Genomic DNA, 13610 nt, shown 5'->3' with positions numbered 1-13610 from the left:
GACGTCGTTCGGGCTTTCTACAAAAACCTGCCTGCGGTTTTCGTAATTCACGCTGAAAGAGGGCACTCCTGCGGTAAGTTCACTGAGCGCAGCATCAATAGTTGCGCTGATCAGCCTTGGGGATTGTTCACGCCGCATCACATAGGTACTGTCTTGTGGCGAGAAAGCGACCGTAGATGGCGAATGGGTGGAGATGATGATGTTGATGCCCATCTCCTGGTGAAATAGCCGGTGGAGTACATGCAATAAGCGTTTTGACATCGAGGGATGCAGGGCGGAATCCACCTCATCCATCAGGAACAGCCTAGCCACCGCTTTCCTTTGCCTGAGCTTGTATATGGTGAAAGCGAGCGCCAGCAGGGTTCTTTCCCCGGAAGACAGGGCGTCTAGCGTGGTGGTGTAATTTCCGGCTTTGTTGAACAGGAAGACATCTATGTTTTGTGCATAAACATCTTGTCCAAACTGGTAATAGATCTCGGATTGCCTGAATTCATAACCATTGCAGTCGTATTCGTTCAGCACCCGGTTAAGCGTGTCGACCGGGGAGTCTCCATATTGCCTTAGGAAATCAGCCTCTGAAAGGTGATGGGCCGTTTGCTTCAGGTAGTTTTTCTGATACCCCGCATATTCGTTTTGCTTCTTTTGAATCTGGTATTGTTTTTCCGCCTGTTTGATGTCGTGCAGGTTGAGAAAAGCACTTTCTGAGGCTATCGGGGTCAGGATACCACCAGTCATTTGGCGGAGGATTTTCAAAATCTGCTGGTCCATGCTTTTCTCCAGGTGCATTTCTAACTTGCTAACCAGTTCAGGCAGGGTACTTTTCAGCGCTAAACATCGTTCCAGGGTAATCACCGCACCTTCTCCGGCGATGGAAAGCAACAGGTGCAAGAAGGTCATCAGGTTGGCATCAATTAGCGGGAAGCCTTCAGGGGAGTGCTGCGTTTCAAGGAAGTGATACTTATCTGCTGCTGCCTTGAATTCAGGAAAGATCGCTGTCAATTCCTCCGGCTTCCAGCTGCTGAGGTCTTTGTTAAAGCCACTTGACCGGAGCATATTCATGGCGTCCGCTTCTATTTTGAAGGCTTTGACTTTTTTCAAAACATTTCTTACGTCGGTTAGGGGTGAAACAAAACCCAGGCTCTGGAAAAACTGCGTTTGATGCGGATTCAGCGATTGGATGAATTCAGCGGTATAGGTATCTCCAGCCGCACCGGCACGCTTCTGGTAGAGTTCGAAGTCTGCCTCTGACCAGTCCAGCATGGCGTCCAAATCCGGCTGGTGCTGGAAGGAATATTCGCCAAAGGTCATGTCGCCTATGGGCAGGGTCAGTTGAAATGAATTCAGCGCCTGGGAACGCTGGGTATTGAGCCGCTGGTTGAAGGAATTTGACTTGGTTTGGAAAGCATGCTGCTTGGCTTGGATTTGCTTGTCCTGTCCCGGATCGGCATTGTGGATGGTAAAATCATTGTAATTGTAAAAAATGATTTCCGACACGTCAATGCCGCTTACGCTGATCTGCCCATTGTGAATGGCATTGAGCAGGTGGGTTTTGCCCGAGCCGTTTAGCCCGGTGATGACTGCAAAATCGCTGATTTCGGTCTGATCAAATGATGTGATGGATTGGTAAACACTATTGAACGTTAATTTCATGATGATAATTTCCGCATTAATTTAGATAAAATTTACACCAGTTAATGGTATTTTTATTGGACTAGTGAAACTTTCTGTTACCTATTATTGGTGAGTGACGACAATGCTGCACTTACAAGATGATCACCCCAGGATTCAATATGCCAATGTATTAGCCGGAGGTGCCCAAACAAAATTTACCTTTGACATACATTTTTTGGCTACTCTTATCAAAGCTTAAGAACCCAATGATAAGATTAAAACCCGCTGATTCGATCACCCCGCAGGACCTGGCTTTACAGGCCAACAATCCTGCAATTGCCAGAAATCTGAGGGATATATTCCCAACCCCTACACCATTGAAAACGCCAGGCATTTTCTCGGTCTGGCCGGACAAAAACTGGTAGGGTATGTATTCGGCATTATCAAAAAACGAGGTGGTGATGGATGAATCATCTAACCTCATTTTCCATTTTACTCCTCGCTACTTCAACTGCCTTATGCAACTTCTGCTGCAGCAATTCCTGTGAAGGCAACGCAGTTAAATACTCAGCTATTTTTATCCCCGATTTATCGAGCTGCAGCAATTCGATCTGCTCTCTATTCCCTTCTGCACACAGAATAAGCCCAATAGGCATTTCTTCGTTCTCCTGCATATCATATTTCTCAAGCCACCTTAAATATAGCTCCATTTGACCCTTATAAGCCGCTTTAAACTTTCCCAACTTTAATTCTACTGCTACCAGGCGTCTCAATTTCCGATGGTAAAAAAGCAGGTCAAGCTTGAAATCTTCCCCATCAATAACCATGCTTTTCTGCCGCTCTATAAAACTAAAGCCCTGGCCAAGTTCGAGAATAAAGTATTCAAGCTCACTCAGTACGGCATCTTCCAGATTTTTCTCACTATACTTATCTTTTAATCCTAAAAAATCTAAAAACAATGGACTTCTGAAAACCAAATCAGGTGTAACTTTATTTTCTTCCCTCAGTTCTCTTAGCTCCTTCTCGATAAGTTCATCCGGCTTCTTGCTAATTGCCGTACGTTCAAACAGCATAGATTGTATGCGTTCCTGCAATTGCCTGGACGACCACCTTTCAAGCTTACACATCTCAATATAGAACTCACGTTTTAGAGGGTTATCAACAGTGATTATCGTCCTTAAATGTGTCCAACTTAATTGTCCACGCAGTGCGTGGACAATTTGCTCATCAGGAAAAATCTCTGCGAATTGAATGCAATAATTCAAATGTGTTTTCCCCCAACCTTTGCCATAATCTTCCGTTAATTGCTTTGATAAAGAGATCACTATCCGTTTCCCATACTCTGCCCGTTCATTTCCTAGAATCTCTTCATTGATCCGTTTCCCGATCTTCCAATACAACAGCGTGATCTCACTGTTTACAGCAATGGCTACGTTTTCCCTGCTGGTGTCAATCATTTGCTTTATATCCAATGCAATTGGATTGAGGGTGTTTTGTGTTTGACTCATAGCTTATCTAAGCATCATATGAGATGCGGGATAAACTATGTATTTTCAAGCGTAAAGCGAAGCAAACTTAAAGCAACTGCTTAAAACTAGTTCTTCCAGCAGTCAAGGCTGTGAAAGACGATCACCAATTATTATCCTACCAGAGCACGATAGACCGCCAGGCTGTCCTCCAATAAACGATAGCGCGTAATGAGCCCACCTTCTACCGTCAGATGAATATGAAACAAGGAATCTACCACTTTGCCCGTTGCCAGCATTCGTGTAGAAAATTCTCCAATCACTGCCGCTTTGTCCCCATCCACAAACAGATGATCTACCTGGGCAGATAATGGCTCAGTCGCAGGCCAAAGCAGAGAAAAGAAATTCCTAACCCCTTCTTTGTCCTCACGCTTACCCAGCCATGGCGCAAGCGTTTCATCACCCGGTATAAACCAGTCCACCTGCTCAGAGAACAGGTCTACAATTGCATCCAGATTTCGGGTACCCATAGCTCCAAGAAAAGCCTGTACTGTATTTAAAGTAACTTCATTAGTAGACATAGCAGCATCCATTTGCAACAAATCTAAGAAAACCCGCGAATTCAGGCACTAGCTAAGTTCTCTTCACCCAAAAATGCTGAGCAGGATGAGCCAGGTACAGAAACCTATTGGCACCAGTGCTGCCGCGCATATTAGAAAAGACCTGCCAGGATCCTTTTTTCCCATTATCAAACAGGCGATTCCTGCGACCATATTCAGTGCAACCTGTATCACGATACATACACCCACACCAATGGCAATATTAAATCCCTTATCAGCCACAGAGGAATTTATGGTTATGAGTATAGCATATGCCACAAACACCAGCAGGTTTACATGCTGTCAGATTCTGAACAATTTATCAATATATTGACTTGATATTCAAATACTTGCATCCAATAAATTTGTTTTGGAAACATGTTTTTATTCACCAAATCTGCATATGTTTGGCGCAACTAATTTATGAAGTCAAAAAAGCAGATATAGCTAATGAATAAAGAAAGCTACGTAGTTAAAAAGGGGCAAATTATTTCATCTTATGAATTTTTCAGCGAAGGACCAAGAGGCAAAATAAGAAAGGTAATTGCTTACCAGGAGATCCCAGGAGACGAGCTTATATTTAATTTGGCATTTGGGGACATCAACGAAATGGGAGAAATCGATGATTTGGCGATCTCTAATAATAGTGATGCCAGAAAAATATTAATTACAGTAGCTAAAACGGCTATAGACTTTCTTCAGGGAAAAGACGATGTGAAAATTTTGGCTACGGGAAGCACACCTGCAAGAACAAGACTCTATCAAATGGGAATTACCCAATTTTGGGAAGAAATTTCAACATTACTTGAGGTAAAAGGCTATTATGTAGACCAATGGAGACCTTTTGAAAAAGGGATAAACTATGAGGCTTTTTTGGTTGCAAGAAAACAAATAAGTAATTTTACATTATAAACAACAGGATATGAAAAGCTCAAAAACAAAATCTAAAAAGGATTTTTCAGAAATGAACTTTGAGGAACGTGCGGCTTTCTATGCAGAATCCCTTTACTTTAAAAAGAAAAAAGAAGATGCGATTACATTCCTAAAATCTCATCCGGTACCAAAAGACCTTTTTAAAAAGACATCTTAAGCGAGTAGTAATCCCGACCCACTGTTAAGCTATTGTAAATTAAAACTAGTTCTTCCGGCAATCCAGGCTATGAAAGATGAACACAGTTCTACAATCGCATCCAGGTTTCGCGTACCCATAGCTCCAAGAAAAGCCTGTACCGTATTTAAAGTAACTTCATTAGCAGACATAGCAGCATCCATTTGCAACAAATCTAAGAAAACCCACGAATTCAGGCACTAGCTAAGTTCTCTTCACCCAAAAATGCTGAGCAAGATGAGCCAGGTACAGAAACCTATTGGCACCAGTGCTGCCGCGCATATTAGAAAAGACCTGCCAGGATCCTTTTTTCCCACTATCAAACAGGCGATTCCTGCAACCACATTCAGTGCAACCTGTATCACGATACATACACCCACACCAATGGCCATATTAAATCCCTTATCAGGCACAGAGGAATTTATGGTTATGAGTATAGCATACGCCACAAATTTATAAAAGCCACTATGCTGTTAAATCCTGCTGTCCTTTTAGACATTAAAACAATTATCAATACTTCCCGTGAAAATGCAATTCGTTCCGTAGACACCGAACGGGTGCTCATGTATTGGCACATCGGTCAAAGAATACTCCTGGAAGAACAGGAGGGAAAAGACCGCGCTGATTATGGGAAGTTCCTTATTAAAACACTTTCGGAGCAATTACAACCGGAGTTCGGAAGTGGCTACTCTTATCGTCAATTGAACTGGTACCGGCAATTTTATCGAACTTTTCCAATTGTGTCCGCAGTGCGGACACAATTGAGTTGGAGCCTATTTCGTCATTGCGAGGAACTCTTTACTTTAAAAAGAAAAAAGAAGATGCGATTACATTCCTAAAATCTCATCCGGTACCAAAGGACCTTTTTAAAAAGACATCTTAAGCGAGTAGTAATCCCGACCCACTGTTAAGCTATTGTAAATTAAAACTAGTTCTTCCGGCAATCCAGGCTATGAAAGATGAACACAGTTCTACAATCGCATCCAGATTTCGGGTACCCATAGCTCCAAGAAAAAATAGTATTTAGAAAATAACCTGGCAATGGAATATCAAATAACTTCAGAAAAAGAAAGCGGGAAAGTCCGTCCGACCATTCCCGCTTTTCTTTATCTAAATTAACGCTCGGATATATAACACTCCCGAGCCCATATTGTTCACGCAAAATTTAATTTCAAGGGCGAGACAAATCCTTAACCAAGCACATGGAAAGCCAATACCTACCTGGAGATCATTTTTTTTTAATGACATTCTTACAAATAGATATCCCAGATATAAAGCAGGGAAAGCGGAAGCAGGCTTAAAAACATTAGGGTTTCACCTCATTATGCAACACAGATCCAAGTATAAACGCATCTGCATTTGAAAACGTAGTCTCCGCAATTTGCTGCATTGCCTCACGGGTAAAGAAACCCTGGTGGGAAGTGATCAGTACATTTGGAAAAGAGATTAACCTGGCAATCAAATCATCCTGTAAGACATCACCGGAAAGGTCATGAAAGAACAATTCAGACTCCTGCTCATAGACATCCAGTCCCAGATAACCCAAGCGGCCTGACTTCAGCGCCGCGATTACATCCGCAGTTGCTATCAGACCTCCTCTGCTGGTATTGATCAGCATCGCCCCGCGCCTGAAGAGCTTCAAGGTTTCTCTATTGATCATGTGGCTGGTTTCAGGCAACAGCGGGCAATGTAAAGACACTATTTCTGCGTCACGCAGCACATCTTCCAGCGAACCATAAATTAAACCTTGCTGAGTGAGTACCTGATCCGGGAAAGGATCATAGGCTAAAATCTCGCAGCCAAAGCCTTTCATAATTTTATAAAATGCCTTACCGATATTTCCCGTACCGATCAAGCCGACTTTACACCCGTGCAAATTAAAGCCCATCAATTTTTCAAGGGAGAAGTTTCCCTCCCGAATCCTGTTGTAAGCCTTATGCGTCTTACGGTTTAATGTCAAAATCATGGCAATCGCATGTTCAGCTACCGCTTCGGGAGAATAAGCAGGTACCCGTAAAATTTTAATGCCCATTTCCGCAGCAGCCTCCACATCTACATTGTTAAAACCGGCGCATCGCAAAAGAATAAGCCGCACTCCATTTGCTTTTAAAGCCACCAGCACCTCCCGGTCGGCTTTGTCATTCACAAACAAACAAAGGGCTTCAAATCCCTTTGTTAAAATTACATTCTGTGAGGTCAGTGGCTGCGGGAAATACAGGAGCTCATGGCCGGTATTGTATTGATCTAAAAATTCCTGATCGTACGAAAAGGTACTGAAAACAGCGACTCTCATAAGACTATCCAGCCTTAATTGTCAGAAATTCCAACAGGTGCTGTTCCAGCAATTCAGTATTGTAAGTCCCTTCCGTTGTGTGGTCAGTAATTCCCATGCTATTCTCACCAACTGTGATCGTATAAGCATTGACTTCCATCACTTCCGGAAAGCTGATGTTTACAATATCAGATACGTGGGCAAATTCAACTGCCAGATTACTGCCGATCTGTTCATTGACATAAGCAGGGAATTCTGTTTTCAACAGATCGAATAAACTTACGGGACTTAGTGGCTGTACATTCTTGATAGAAACCATATGTTTTTACATCACCATCCAATAATAGTGCCCCGATCCCTAAACCGGCAAGGAGAAGCCTTTGGCAACCTTTTATGAGCCGGCCAGACAATAGTGTATGATCTGGACTAACAATCTGACTTGACAGGAGGTGCCAGAGGACCAAATAGTGACGGAACAAATACATACAGGATTTCAGACCGGTAGCGGTTGTTGTTGGGTCTTGACATAGTGATCTTTATTTAGGCAAGACAAAATTACTAATATTTTTAGTAATCTAAAATGTAAATAAATCTTTGCCCTGCCTCAGGCTAGTATCCGACCCGAATCCCAGTCGGGGTTGACAGGCTCGGGACCGCATCAACCCCGAGTGAGGGTCGGATGGGATACGGGTGTGATGTGCTTGTGAGGTTAAGGGAGGACAAGGGGAGGATGAAGGTGTTCAAAGAGTTTAGCAGTGCGAACTTTGTAAACTTTAACGAATTAAAACAGGTTTATGGGAACGCCAGCTTGATAGCAAACCATCGAATAATTTTTAACATTAAAGGAAATGACTACAGATTAATAGTTTCTATTAACTTTCGCACGCAGGCCGGATATCCCTTATTTTATCTGGCAAGAGAGAAGTAACATTAAAAATGGCTAGAGCATTAAGAATATTCTTGGGAATCCCACCAGAAGTATTTTTACCAAAAGCGATTTGAAGATACATAAATTAATATACTCAGAACCGAAATCCTTGCAGCCTACAAATCAACTTGAAGATGGTAAAATGCTCTTAGAAAAAAGTATAGTGCTCAATCCGGAAAATGCACATGCCTATAAAAATTTGGGAGACTATTACTTAAGGGTGGACAATATAGAGTTAGCTAAACTAAATTTTGTAACGTCGGGTCTATCACAGTGTCTTAACTAAAATTAACCCTTCAGCCCATGGCAACACTAAGAAAAATTTCATCAATCGGTATCTTACTGGGAACCATCCCCGTGCTAATCATTTCCTGCACCAATTCCGACAATGATGGCATTCCGGTACAAGATAAAAGCGCAAAAAATAAGGCAGAAAAAAATAAAACACTGGCTTCCAAATTCGGTGAAGCAATTCCTTTAGACAGTACGACTTCTGTAATGTATCCGTTGACACTAAGCACTTCAGGAAAGGACGACGAAGGACTAAAAAGCTACTCTTCAAGAGAAAGTGAAGGCCCATACTGGAACATCGCCTTTCACGACACAAAAACAGGGGTTTCAAACTTGCTGAATTTCCCAACGCCCATACGGATCAATTCCTTTCAGAAACTGAAGGACATGATCATATACAATGTCACTGTGAACGATTATAACCTCGATGGGCAGCTTGACCATAAAGATCCATCCTATCTTTTTACTTCAACCCTATCCGGGAAGCAATTCAAACAAATCACCCCAAAGAATATGGATGTGAACAATTTTAAAACCGGCAGTACACTGACCATCCTCATCCAGGCAACAACCGACTCCAACGGAGATCAAAAGTTCGGGGAAGAAGATGATGTGATACCTTTGATCTTTGATATACAAAAAGGAGATGTAGCAAAAGAGGTATTTAATCCCGCATTCAAAGCAGGAATAGCTGAGGCATTCAACAAGTTGTACAAGTAAAAAAAGGCCCGGTCTGTAGGTATTCTTAGTGATCAACCTGTGCTATTTATTTAAACTTAGCACTTAACTCTGCTTCAGTAATGACCAGGTCGCCGTTATCAGTTGTTGATCTGATGTCCAGTTCATAATTGATCGTATCATTGGGGTTATTGCTTCCCAGTCATATGACCTAGTTATAGCAGCGGTGCTTGCATGGGCAATCAGGTTATTAATTTCATTCTCGCGATGATGGAAAAATCCAAGTTTTGATTATTTTGCTTGAAAATTAACGCAGATAATGGGATTCTTAAATAAGATTTTCGGCACGAAGGAAGCCACCATAGGTTCAAATGATGAATTTTGGAGATGGTTTAGCAACAACACTAAACGGTTCTACATTGTTGTGAAAACACAGGGCAATATAGAAAAAGAATTCTTTAGCAGGTTGAGCCCAAAATTAGCTGAGCTCAGAGAGGGTTACTTTTATCTTACAGGTATGTTGGATGAGAACACAGTTGAACTTATATTAACTGCAGATGGCACTGTCAAAAACTTTGTCTTTATAGAAGAAATTGTCGCCTGCGCTCCAGACATTCCAGGCTGGAAATTTACGGCACACAAGCCTGAAACAAAAGACTCTGCTGCAAGCATAAAGATGGGAGGTTACCGCTTTAGTACAGATACATTAAGTTTTTACGCAGAAGAGCGAGCAGATCATCCAGACGAAATAGAAATCGTAATCACTCATGATGATCTTAACAATGAAAACCGGGAAACAATCGCCAACGGCATATTTATCTTTCTTGACACCTATCTTGGTGAGCTCAAATTTGCCACAAGCATTGACAACCTCCTGATCATACAGAAATCAGAAGCAACACAAGAACTCATACCTGTCGAAAAACTAAAAGCATTCCTCAACTGGAGAGAAAAAGAGTTTGTTGAAAAATATGATAGTGCTATAGTTAAAACTCAGGAGGAGGAATTTTCCTTAATGGAAGGCCATAAGAAGAATGGTAAACCTATACTTGCCGCAATAGACATGGGGCTTCTGAAATGGGAGAATAAAGCATCACATCCCTGGATGTTGAAAATGGAAGTTTTTTTCGACGGTTCTCAAAATGATGGGCTACCAGATACTGAAACCTTTAAAGCCCTCAATTCTATTGAAGACGAACTGCTGTTGGCGCTAAAAGACCACAAAGGATACCTTTATCCCGGCAGAGAAACTTCGGAAGACGTGAGAAGCATATATATTGCTTGCAATGAATTCAGAAACTGTTCTAAAATTGCTGACCAGATTAAGCAAAAATATAAACATACCTTTGATATTACTTATGAAATTTATAAAGACAAATACTGGCAATCTTTAGCGCACTATGGGTAAATTATTAGTGCTTTTAGCCATGTTAATGATCTCAGCGGAGGCATACGCCTGTCGCTGTAGCAACGCGCCTCTGACAGATTACTATCAGCAGTCTCAGTTTGTCGCCAAAGCTAAGATTCTCAAAGTGACTCAGGATCCTTCAAACGAGGAATATCATGATGCAGAGATTGAACTCATCACTCTTTATAAAGGTGAGCGCCTCAAAAAAATCAAGATCCGGAGCGTCATGAAGAGCTCCTGCAGTTTTCTTCCAAAGGCGAATACAACCTGGTTGATATTTGCTTCTATACGGGAGGGCATGCTGAGCTTTGATCTGTGTTCGGGCAGTTTACAGACCGACCGAAAGTTCATTCCGCCCTATGATACAAGGCATCTTAAAAATTACAGGGAATATATTGAGTTAAAACAAGAAGCCCTTGAATATTTAAGAGACCATAATATCGACCCCAATCCCCAAGGTTTGGATGTATCAAATTCAGCTCTGGAGTCTATAAGAGGTTATAAAAACAAATCCAATTTTGCCGTATTCCAGATAGAGGTCAATGCAGATTTATCTATGGCGGGGATCAAGGTTCTTAAAAAGTTTCAGAACGGGGCGTTAACAGAGCTGTATTAAAGAAAATGAAAGCGAATATGACTTTTAGTATCGGGGAACGCAAGCTAACGAAGCCTGTCCAAATCACTATAGTTTGTTATTTTTATGAGGGTACGCCCGCTGCAAAAAGTTCAGTAAGCATTCTTGGTGTTTAGAGGTTCGAAGCTTTCTTGAAAAATAAAAAAACTAAGTAAAGTTATTAGAACTACTGCATATTTCATCTTCGCCAAAATCTCCATCTTTCCAGCCGTGAAATCCCATACACATCCCATCGCCATTTAGCGTATTTATCTCCATAATTACCTCGTTATTTTTCTCTAATAAAATTTTGCTTTCTAGTCGAACAGAATAATTATCATTTTCGAGAGAACCGGTAACGCCATCCATAATCATCATTAGACCATATATTGAGTCGTCTATTCCACTAATGATTTTTTGTTTTATTTCTTCATTTGTATCCAATGGAATTCTATCGATAGCATAATTCCTCATATCTTGGAAAATGATAAACCCTGCGCTATGCTGTAGCCAAAGTTCTTTACTTCTTTCGTCGTTTGGGGGGATTGGTAAGTTTAAAGGACATACGGTTTTTCTTTTATGGATTTGCAACGGAGCGTTTTTCCTGACAATATTCTATAGCTAAGTCATAAAAGTCCTTGTCATCAAAATCCCAGCTACACATACCTCTATTTTTCTTTGCGACGTTTACTAAGGAAAGTGCTTTGTTATATTTTTTTTGAACTATAAAAGACATGATAAGCAAGTCAATATCGGACCACTTACTTTTTTTACTAGGATGCTGTTCGATATAATTTATAAACTTTTCAATATCTGTGATTTCTGAAGAAAGCTCAGCAACTTTCTGATTTATCTTATTCAGTAATATGTTAACATCAGCTTTTAGTGTTTCTGGAATAACCGTAATATTGTAATCATAAACATTTTTTGAACTTATAACAAATGCCCCGTTTGCTCTAAAACTTAATGGCATTCTTTTGTTATCATTTAAATCGACAATTTCCCAAAATCTTTCATCAATTATCAACGGTTTAAATCCAACAGATCCGTTAATGGAGTTGTTATACGCTGACGTATAAAATGTGATTTCGTAAAAGAAGTTCTCTATCGCCTTGTATGCAAACCATCCATTGAATTTCCATCCATTGAGCTTAGCTTGCTCCTTAATGATAATTTTCCATTCTTTTTCTTTCTGTTTATTTAATGAGAGAACCATTTCGTCGATGTTTTTACAAAAATTGGATGAATTAAATATAGAAATATATTGCTTGCATCGCTCATTCTACACCCTTTAAATTCTCAATTTAAAATAATTAATTAAATTCGGGTATGAATTTGCTCTCGAAATCAAAAAACACTATAAACAAAAAAGGTAGGTTTACTATATTCGTAGTACAACAATTAACCTTCTCATGAAATCGCTATTTGCTGGACATTGGATTATTGTCATCTTGATCATCCTCAGCAATAACTATACATATGCGCAAAACAAAATGCAGCCACTTGATAAACTGATTAACAAAGAAGACTCGGGCTGGCCAATCGTACTTGATTGGGTTAAATCGGCCAAGAATAAGGCAGAGATCTTGTCAGTTAATACGACAAAAGCAAAAGATGCCCTCTTGCAGGTGCAGGTAACGACCCGATCTCCAATGGGTGCAATAGTTTACCATTCCGGAGGGCTGCTAATCGATAACGGATGGATCAGGATACTTGGATCTGGAAATGATAAGCTATCCAGATCACTGCCCGGTTGGAACAAGAACAAGTCAAAAGATTACTTATTGATTGCAGATGATGCTGTTGGTGGATTTTTTATTCTAAACGGCGGTGGATTAGGTTCTGATCTTGGGAAGGTATATTATTTTTCACCTGATAATCTCAATTATGAACCATTGGACCGCAGCTATTCTGAATTCCTTGATTTCTGCTTCAATGGTGATCTGGATAAATTCTACGATGGACTGAGATGGAAAGATTGGAAAACAGAAGTGTCGAAATTGGGCGGTGATGAAGTTTTTAATTTTTTCCCTTTTCTTTGGACCAGTGAGGGACAAGATATTAATAAGTGCAAAAGAAAAGCCATTTCAATTGAAGAGCAGTATGAGTTGAATATGGATCTTAGAAAACAGATGTGATTAGATTTAGAATTTACTATGCATAAATCCTACGAAAAAAGACTCGGACATCCAGCTGATTTTAAAGTCCGTTATCGATTCTATACCTTCCAGGAAGGAGGAAGGAAATCTATTCCGCATCAGGGTTACCGCTCCGATTTTTGGTATGACCACCCTGAGCATAACGGAACAAATCTGCTTTTTATGATTTGGCCGGAGTTTGAAGATGAAAACGGACAGGTGATTTTGGATGATGAGAATCCAGTACCTTCAGCAGGAATTGCGCAGATGTGGGTAATTGCGGCAGAAAACCGCGTGTACCATCTGGATAAAATTGAACTAGGCTTGAAAGGCTATTTTATGGAAGGATCGCGGCGTGTGGCTGAATGTGAAGTTATAGAAATACTTGGTTTGGGTACAAATCCGAACGAATAATCGAACTTCAGTTCTAATGACTTCTCATTTATAAAAGCCTTGTGGCATATTGTATTCTGGCTTTCCCTTGACATATTCAACAAT

20 protein-coding genes are annotated in these 13610 nt (G+C 40.7%); 10 read left to right on the top strand and 10 right to left on the bottom strand.

The annotated features are described in order from the left end of the window. Positions 1–1650: AAA family ATPase (locus VK541_RS23065; RefSeq protein ID WP_324372935.1), on the bottom strand; the 1650-nt coding region annotated here is incomplete at its 3' end. A 227-nt stretch (positions 1651–1877) separates the two neighbouring features. On the opposite strand from VK541_RS23065, the gene VK541_RS23060 reads away from it, so the two are divergent. Beyond that, positions 1878–2036, top strand: a complete 159-nt coding sequence (locus VK541_RS23060; protein ID WP_324372934.1) for a hypothetical protein — start codon at positions 1878–1880, stop codon at positions 2034–2036. A gap of 45 nt (positions 2037–2081) precedes the next feature. Here the strand turns inward: VK541_RS23060 and VK541_RS23055 are convergent, their stop codons facing one another. The 3 genes from VK541_RS23055 to VK541_RS23045 form a co-directional block, all read right to left on the bottom strand. Next, on the bottom strand, positions 2082–3119 hold the full coding sequence (locus tag VK541_RS23055) for a PDDEXK nuclease domain-containing protein (protein ID WP_324372933.1): 1038 nt from the start codon (positions 3117–3119) through the stop codon (positions 2082–2084). A gap of 131 nt (positions 3120–3250) precedes the next feature. Then, positions 3251–3658 carry a nuclear transport factor 2 family protein gene (locus VK541_RS23050; RefSeq protein WP_324372932.1) on the bottom strand — a complete coding sequence of 136 codons (408 nt, stop codon included), beginning with the start codon at positions 3656–3658 and terminating at the stop codon, positions 3251–3253. Between the two features lie 63 nt (positions 3659–3721). Further along, a complete protein-coding gene (locus VK541_RS23045; protein WP_324372931.1) occupies positions 3722–3919 on the bottom strand; it encodes a hypothetical protein in 198 nt (65 codons plus the stop codon). A 207-nt stretch (positions 3920–4126) separates the two neighbouring features. Between VK541_RS23045 and VK541_RS23040 the strand changes: the two genes are divergently transcribed. Both VK541_RS23040 and VK541_RS23035 read left to right on the top strand, forming a co-directional pair. Beyond that, positions 4127–4588 (top strand): DUF6934 family protein, encoded by a 462-nt coding sequence (locus tag VK541_RS23040; protein WP_324372930.1) that lies wholly within the window; start codon positions 4127–4129, stop codon positions 4586–4588. A gap of 10 nt (positions 4589–4598) precedes the next feature. Beyond that, a complete protein-coding gene (locus VK541_RS23035) occupies positions 4599–4766 on the top strand; it encodes a hypothetical protein (RefSeq protein ID WP_324372929.1) in 168 nt (55 codons plus the stop codon). A 29-nt stretch (positions 4767–4795) separates the two neighbouring features. On the opposite strand, the gene VK541_RS23030 is transcribed toward VK541_RS23035, so the two are convergent. Continuing rightward, complete coding sequence (locus VK541_RS23030; protein ID WP_324372928.1) at positions 4796–4936, bottom strand: hypothetical protein; 141 nt, start codon at positions 4934–4936, stop codon at positions 4796–4798. A 63-nt stretch (positions 4937–4999) separates the two neighbouring features. Beyond that, positions 5000–5197 (bottom strand): hypothetical protein, encoded by a 198-nt coding sequence (locus tag VK541_RS23025; RefSeq protein WP_324372927.1) that lies wholly within the window; start codon positions 5195–5197, stop codon positions 5000–5002. A gap of 54 nt (positions 5198–5251) precedes the next feature. Between VK541_RS23025 and VK541_RS23020 the strand changes: the two genes are divergently transcribed. Beyond that, entirely contained in the window at positions 5252–5623 is a 372-nt protein-coding gene (locus VK541_RS23020) for a DUF1016 N-terminal domain-containing protein (protein WP_324372925.1), read from the top strand. Positions 5624–6090: 467 nt separating this feature from the next. Here the strand turns inward: VK541_RS23020 and VK541_RS23015 are convergent, their stop codons facing one another. Both VK541_RS23015 and VK541_RS23010 read right to left on the bottom strand, forming a co-directional pair. After that, complete coding sequence (locus VK541_RS23015; protein ID WP_324372924.1) at positions 6091–7077, bottom strand: 2-hydroxyacid dehydrogenase; 987 nt, start codon at positions 7075–7077, stop codon at positions 6091–6093. A gap of 4 nt (positions 7078–7081) precedes the next feature. Continuing rightward, positions 7082–7375, bottom strand: a complete 294-nt coding sequence (locus tag VK541_RS23010; RefSeq protein WP_324372923.1) for a hypothetical protein — start codon at positions 7373–7375, stop codon at positions 7082–7084. Positions 7376–7735: 360 nt separating this feature from the next. Between VK541_RS23010 and VK541_RS23005 the strand changes: the two genes are divergently transcribed. The 4 genes from VK541_RS23005 (at position 7736) to VK541_RS22990 (ending at position 10977) form a co-directional block, all read left to right on the top strand. Then, entirely contained in the window at positions 7736–7984 is a 249-nt protein-coding gene (locus VK541_RS23005) for a type II toxin-antitoxin system HigB family toxin (protein WP_324372922.1), read from the top strand. A gap of 303 nt (positions 7985–8287) precedes the next feature. Continuing rightward, positions 8288–8995, top strand: coding sequence for a hypothetical protein (locus VK541_RS23000; protein WP_324372921.1), 708 nt, complete (start codon positions 8288–8290; stop codon positions 8993–8995). Positions 8996–9272: 277 nt separating this feature from the next. Continuing rightward, positions 9273–10361, top strand: coding sequence for a DUF695 domain-containing protein (locus tag VK541_RS22995; protein ID WP_324372920.1), 1089 nt, complete (start codon positions 9273–9275; stop codon positions 10359–10361). Then, positions 10354–10977 carry a hypothetical protein gene (locus VK541_RS22990; protein WP_324372919.1) on the top strand — a complete coding sequence of 208 codons (624 nt, stop codon included), beginning with the start codon at positions 10354–10356 and terminating at the stop codon, positions 10975–10977. Before VK541_RS22995 ends, VK541_RS22990 begins: the two co-directional genes overlap by 8 nt. A 165-nt stretch (positions 10978–11142) precedes the next feature. Here the strand turns inward: VK541_RS22990 and VK541_RS22985 are convergent, their stop codons facing one another. After that, positions 11143–11565: a hypothetical protein gene (locus VK541_RS22985; protein WP_324372918.1), complete on the bottom strand. Its 423-nt coding sequence runs from the start codon at positions 11563–11565 to the stop codon at positions 11143–11145. Beyond that, positions 11552–12190 carry a hypothetical protein gene (locus VK541_RS22980; protein ID WP_324372917.1) on the bottom strand — a complete coding sequence of 213 codons (639 nt, stop codon included), beginning with the start codon at positions 12188–12190 and terminating at the stop codon, positions 11552–11554. Before VK541_RS22980 ends, VK541_RS22985 begins: the two co-directional genes overlap by 14 nt. 196 nt (positions 12191–12386) lie before the next feature. Between VK541_RS22980 and VK541_RS22975 the strand changes: the two genes are divergently transcribed. After that, complete coding sequence (locus tag VK541_RS22975; RefSeq protein ID WP_324372916.1) at positions 12387–13112, top strand: DUF2625 domain-containing protein; 726 nt, start codon at positions 12387–12389, stop codon at positions 13110–13112. 18 nt (positions 13113–13130) lie between these two features. Continuing rightward, positions 13131–13526: a hypothetical protein gene (locus VK541_RS22970; RefSeq protein ID WP_324372915.1), complete on the top strand. Its 396-nt coding sequence runs from the start codon at positions 13131–13133 to the stop codon at positions 13524–13526. The last annotated feature ends 84 nt before the right edge of the window (positions 13527–13610 follow it).

The organism is Pedobacter sp. (assembly GCF_035317785.1).
Lineage (GTDB): Bacteria > Bacteroidota > Bacteroidia > Sphingobacteriales > Sphingobacteriaceae > Pedobacter.
This window is presented reverse-complemented; position numbering and strand designations above follow the sequence as displayed.

What these genes read in the sequence shown, in the direction of transcription:
- VK541_RS23060 (WP_324372934.1), top strand. Translation starts at nt 1,878, where the DNA reads ATGATAAGATTAAAACCCGCTGATTCGATCACCCCGCAGGACCTGGCT.
- VK541_RS23055 (WP_324372933.1), bottom strand. Translation starts at nt 3,119, where the DNA reads ATGAGTCAAACACAAAACACCCTCAATCCAATTGCATTGGATATAAAG.
- VK541_RS23050 (WP_324372932.1), bottom strand. Translation starts at nt 3,658, where the DNA reads ATGTCTACTAATGAAGTTACTTTAAATACAGTACAGGCTTTTCTTGGA.
- VK541_RS23040 (WP_324372930.1), top strand. Translation starts at nt 4,127, where the DNA reads ATGAATAAAGAAAGCTACGTAGTTAAAAAGGGGCAAATTATTTCATCT.
- VK541_RS23035 (WP_324372929.1), top strand. Translation starts at nt 4,599, where the DNA reads ATGAAAAGCTCAAAAACAAAATCTAAAAAGGATTTTTCAGAAATGAAC.
- VK541_RS23030 (WP_324372928.1), bottom strand. Translation starts at nt 4,936, where the DNA reads ATGTCTGCTAATGAAGTTACTTTAAATACGGTACAGGCTTTTCTTGGA.
- VK541_RS23020 (WP_324372925.1), top strand. Translation starts at nt 5,252, where the DNA reads ATGCTGTTAAATCCTGCTGTCCTTTTAGACATTAAAACAATTATCAAT.
- VK541_RS23015 (WP_324372924.1), bottom strand. Translation starts at nt 7,077, where the DNA reads ATGAGAGTCGCTGTTTTCAGTACCTTTTCGTACGATCAGGAATTTTTA.
- VK541_RS23010 (WP_324372923.1), bottom strand. Translation starts at nt 7,375, where the DNA reads ATGGTTTCTATCAAGAATGTACAGCCACTAAGTCCCGTAAGTTTATTC.
- VK541_RS23005 (WP_324372922.1), top strand. Translation starts at nt 7,736, where the DNA reads ATGGGATACGGGTGTGATGTGCTTGTGAGGTTAAGGGAGGACAAGGGG.
- VK541_RS23000 (WP_324372921.1), top strand. Translation starts at nt 8,288, where the DNA reads ATGGCAACACTAAGAAAAATTTCATCAATCGGTATCTTACTGGGAACC.
- VK541_RS22995 (WP_324372920.1), top strand. Translation starts at nt 9,273, where the DNA reads ATGGGATTCTTAAATAAGATTTTCGGCACGAAGGAAGCCACCATAGGT.
- VK541_RS22990 (WP_324372919.1), top strand. Translation starts at nt 10,354, where the DNA reads ATGGGTAAATTATTAGTGCTTTTAGCCATGTTAATGATCTCAGCGGAG.
- VK541_RS22980 (WP_324372917.1), bottom strand. Translation starts at nt 12,190, where the DNA reads ATGGTTCTCTCATTAAATAAACAGAAAGAAAAAGAATGGAAAATTATC.
- VK541_RS22975 (WP_324372916.1), top strand. Translation starts at nt 12,387, where the DNA reads ATGAAATCGCTATTTGCTGGACATTGGATTATTGTCATCTTGATCATC.
- VK541_RS22970 (WP_324372915.1), top strand. Translation starts at nt 13,131, where the DNA reads ATGCATAAATCCTACGAAAAAAGACTCGGACATCCAGCTGATTTTAAA.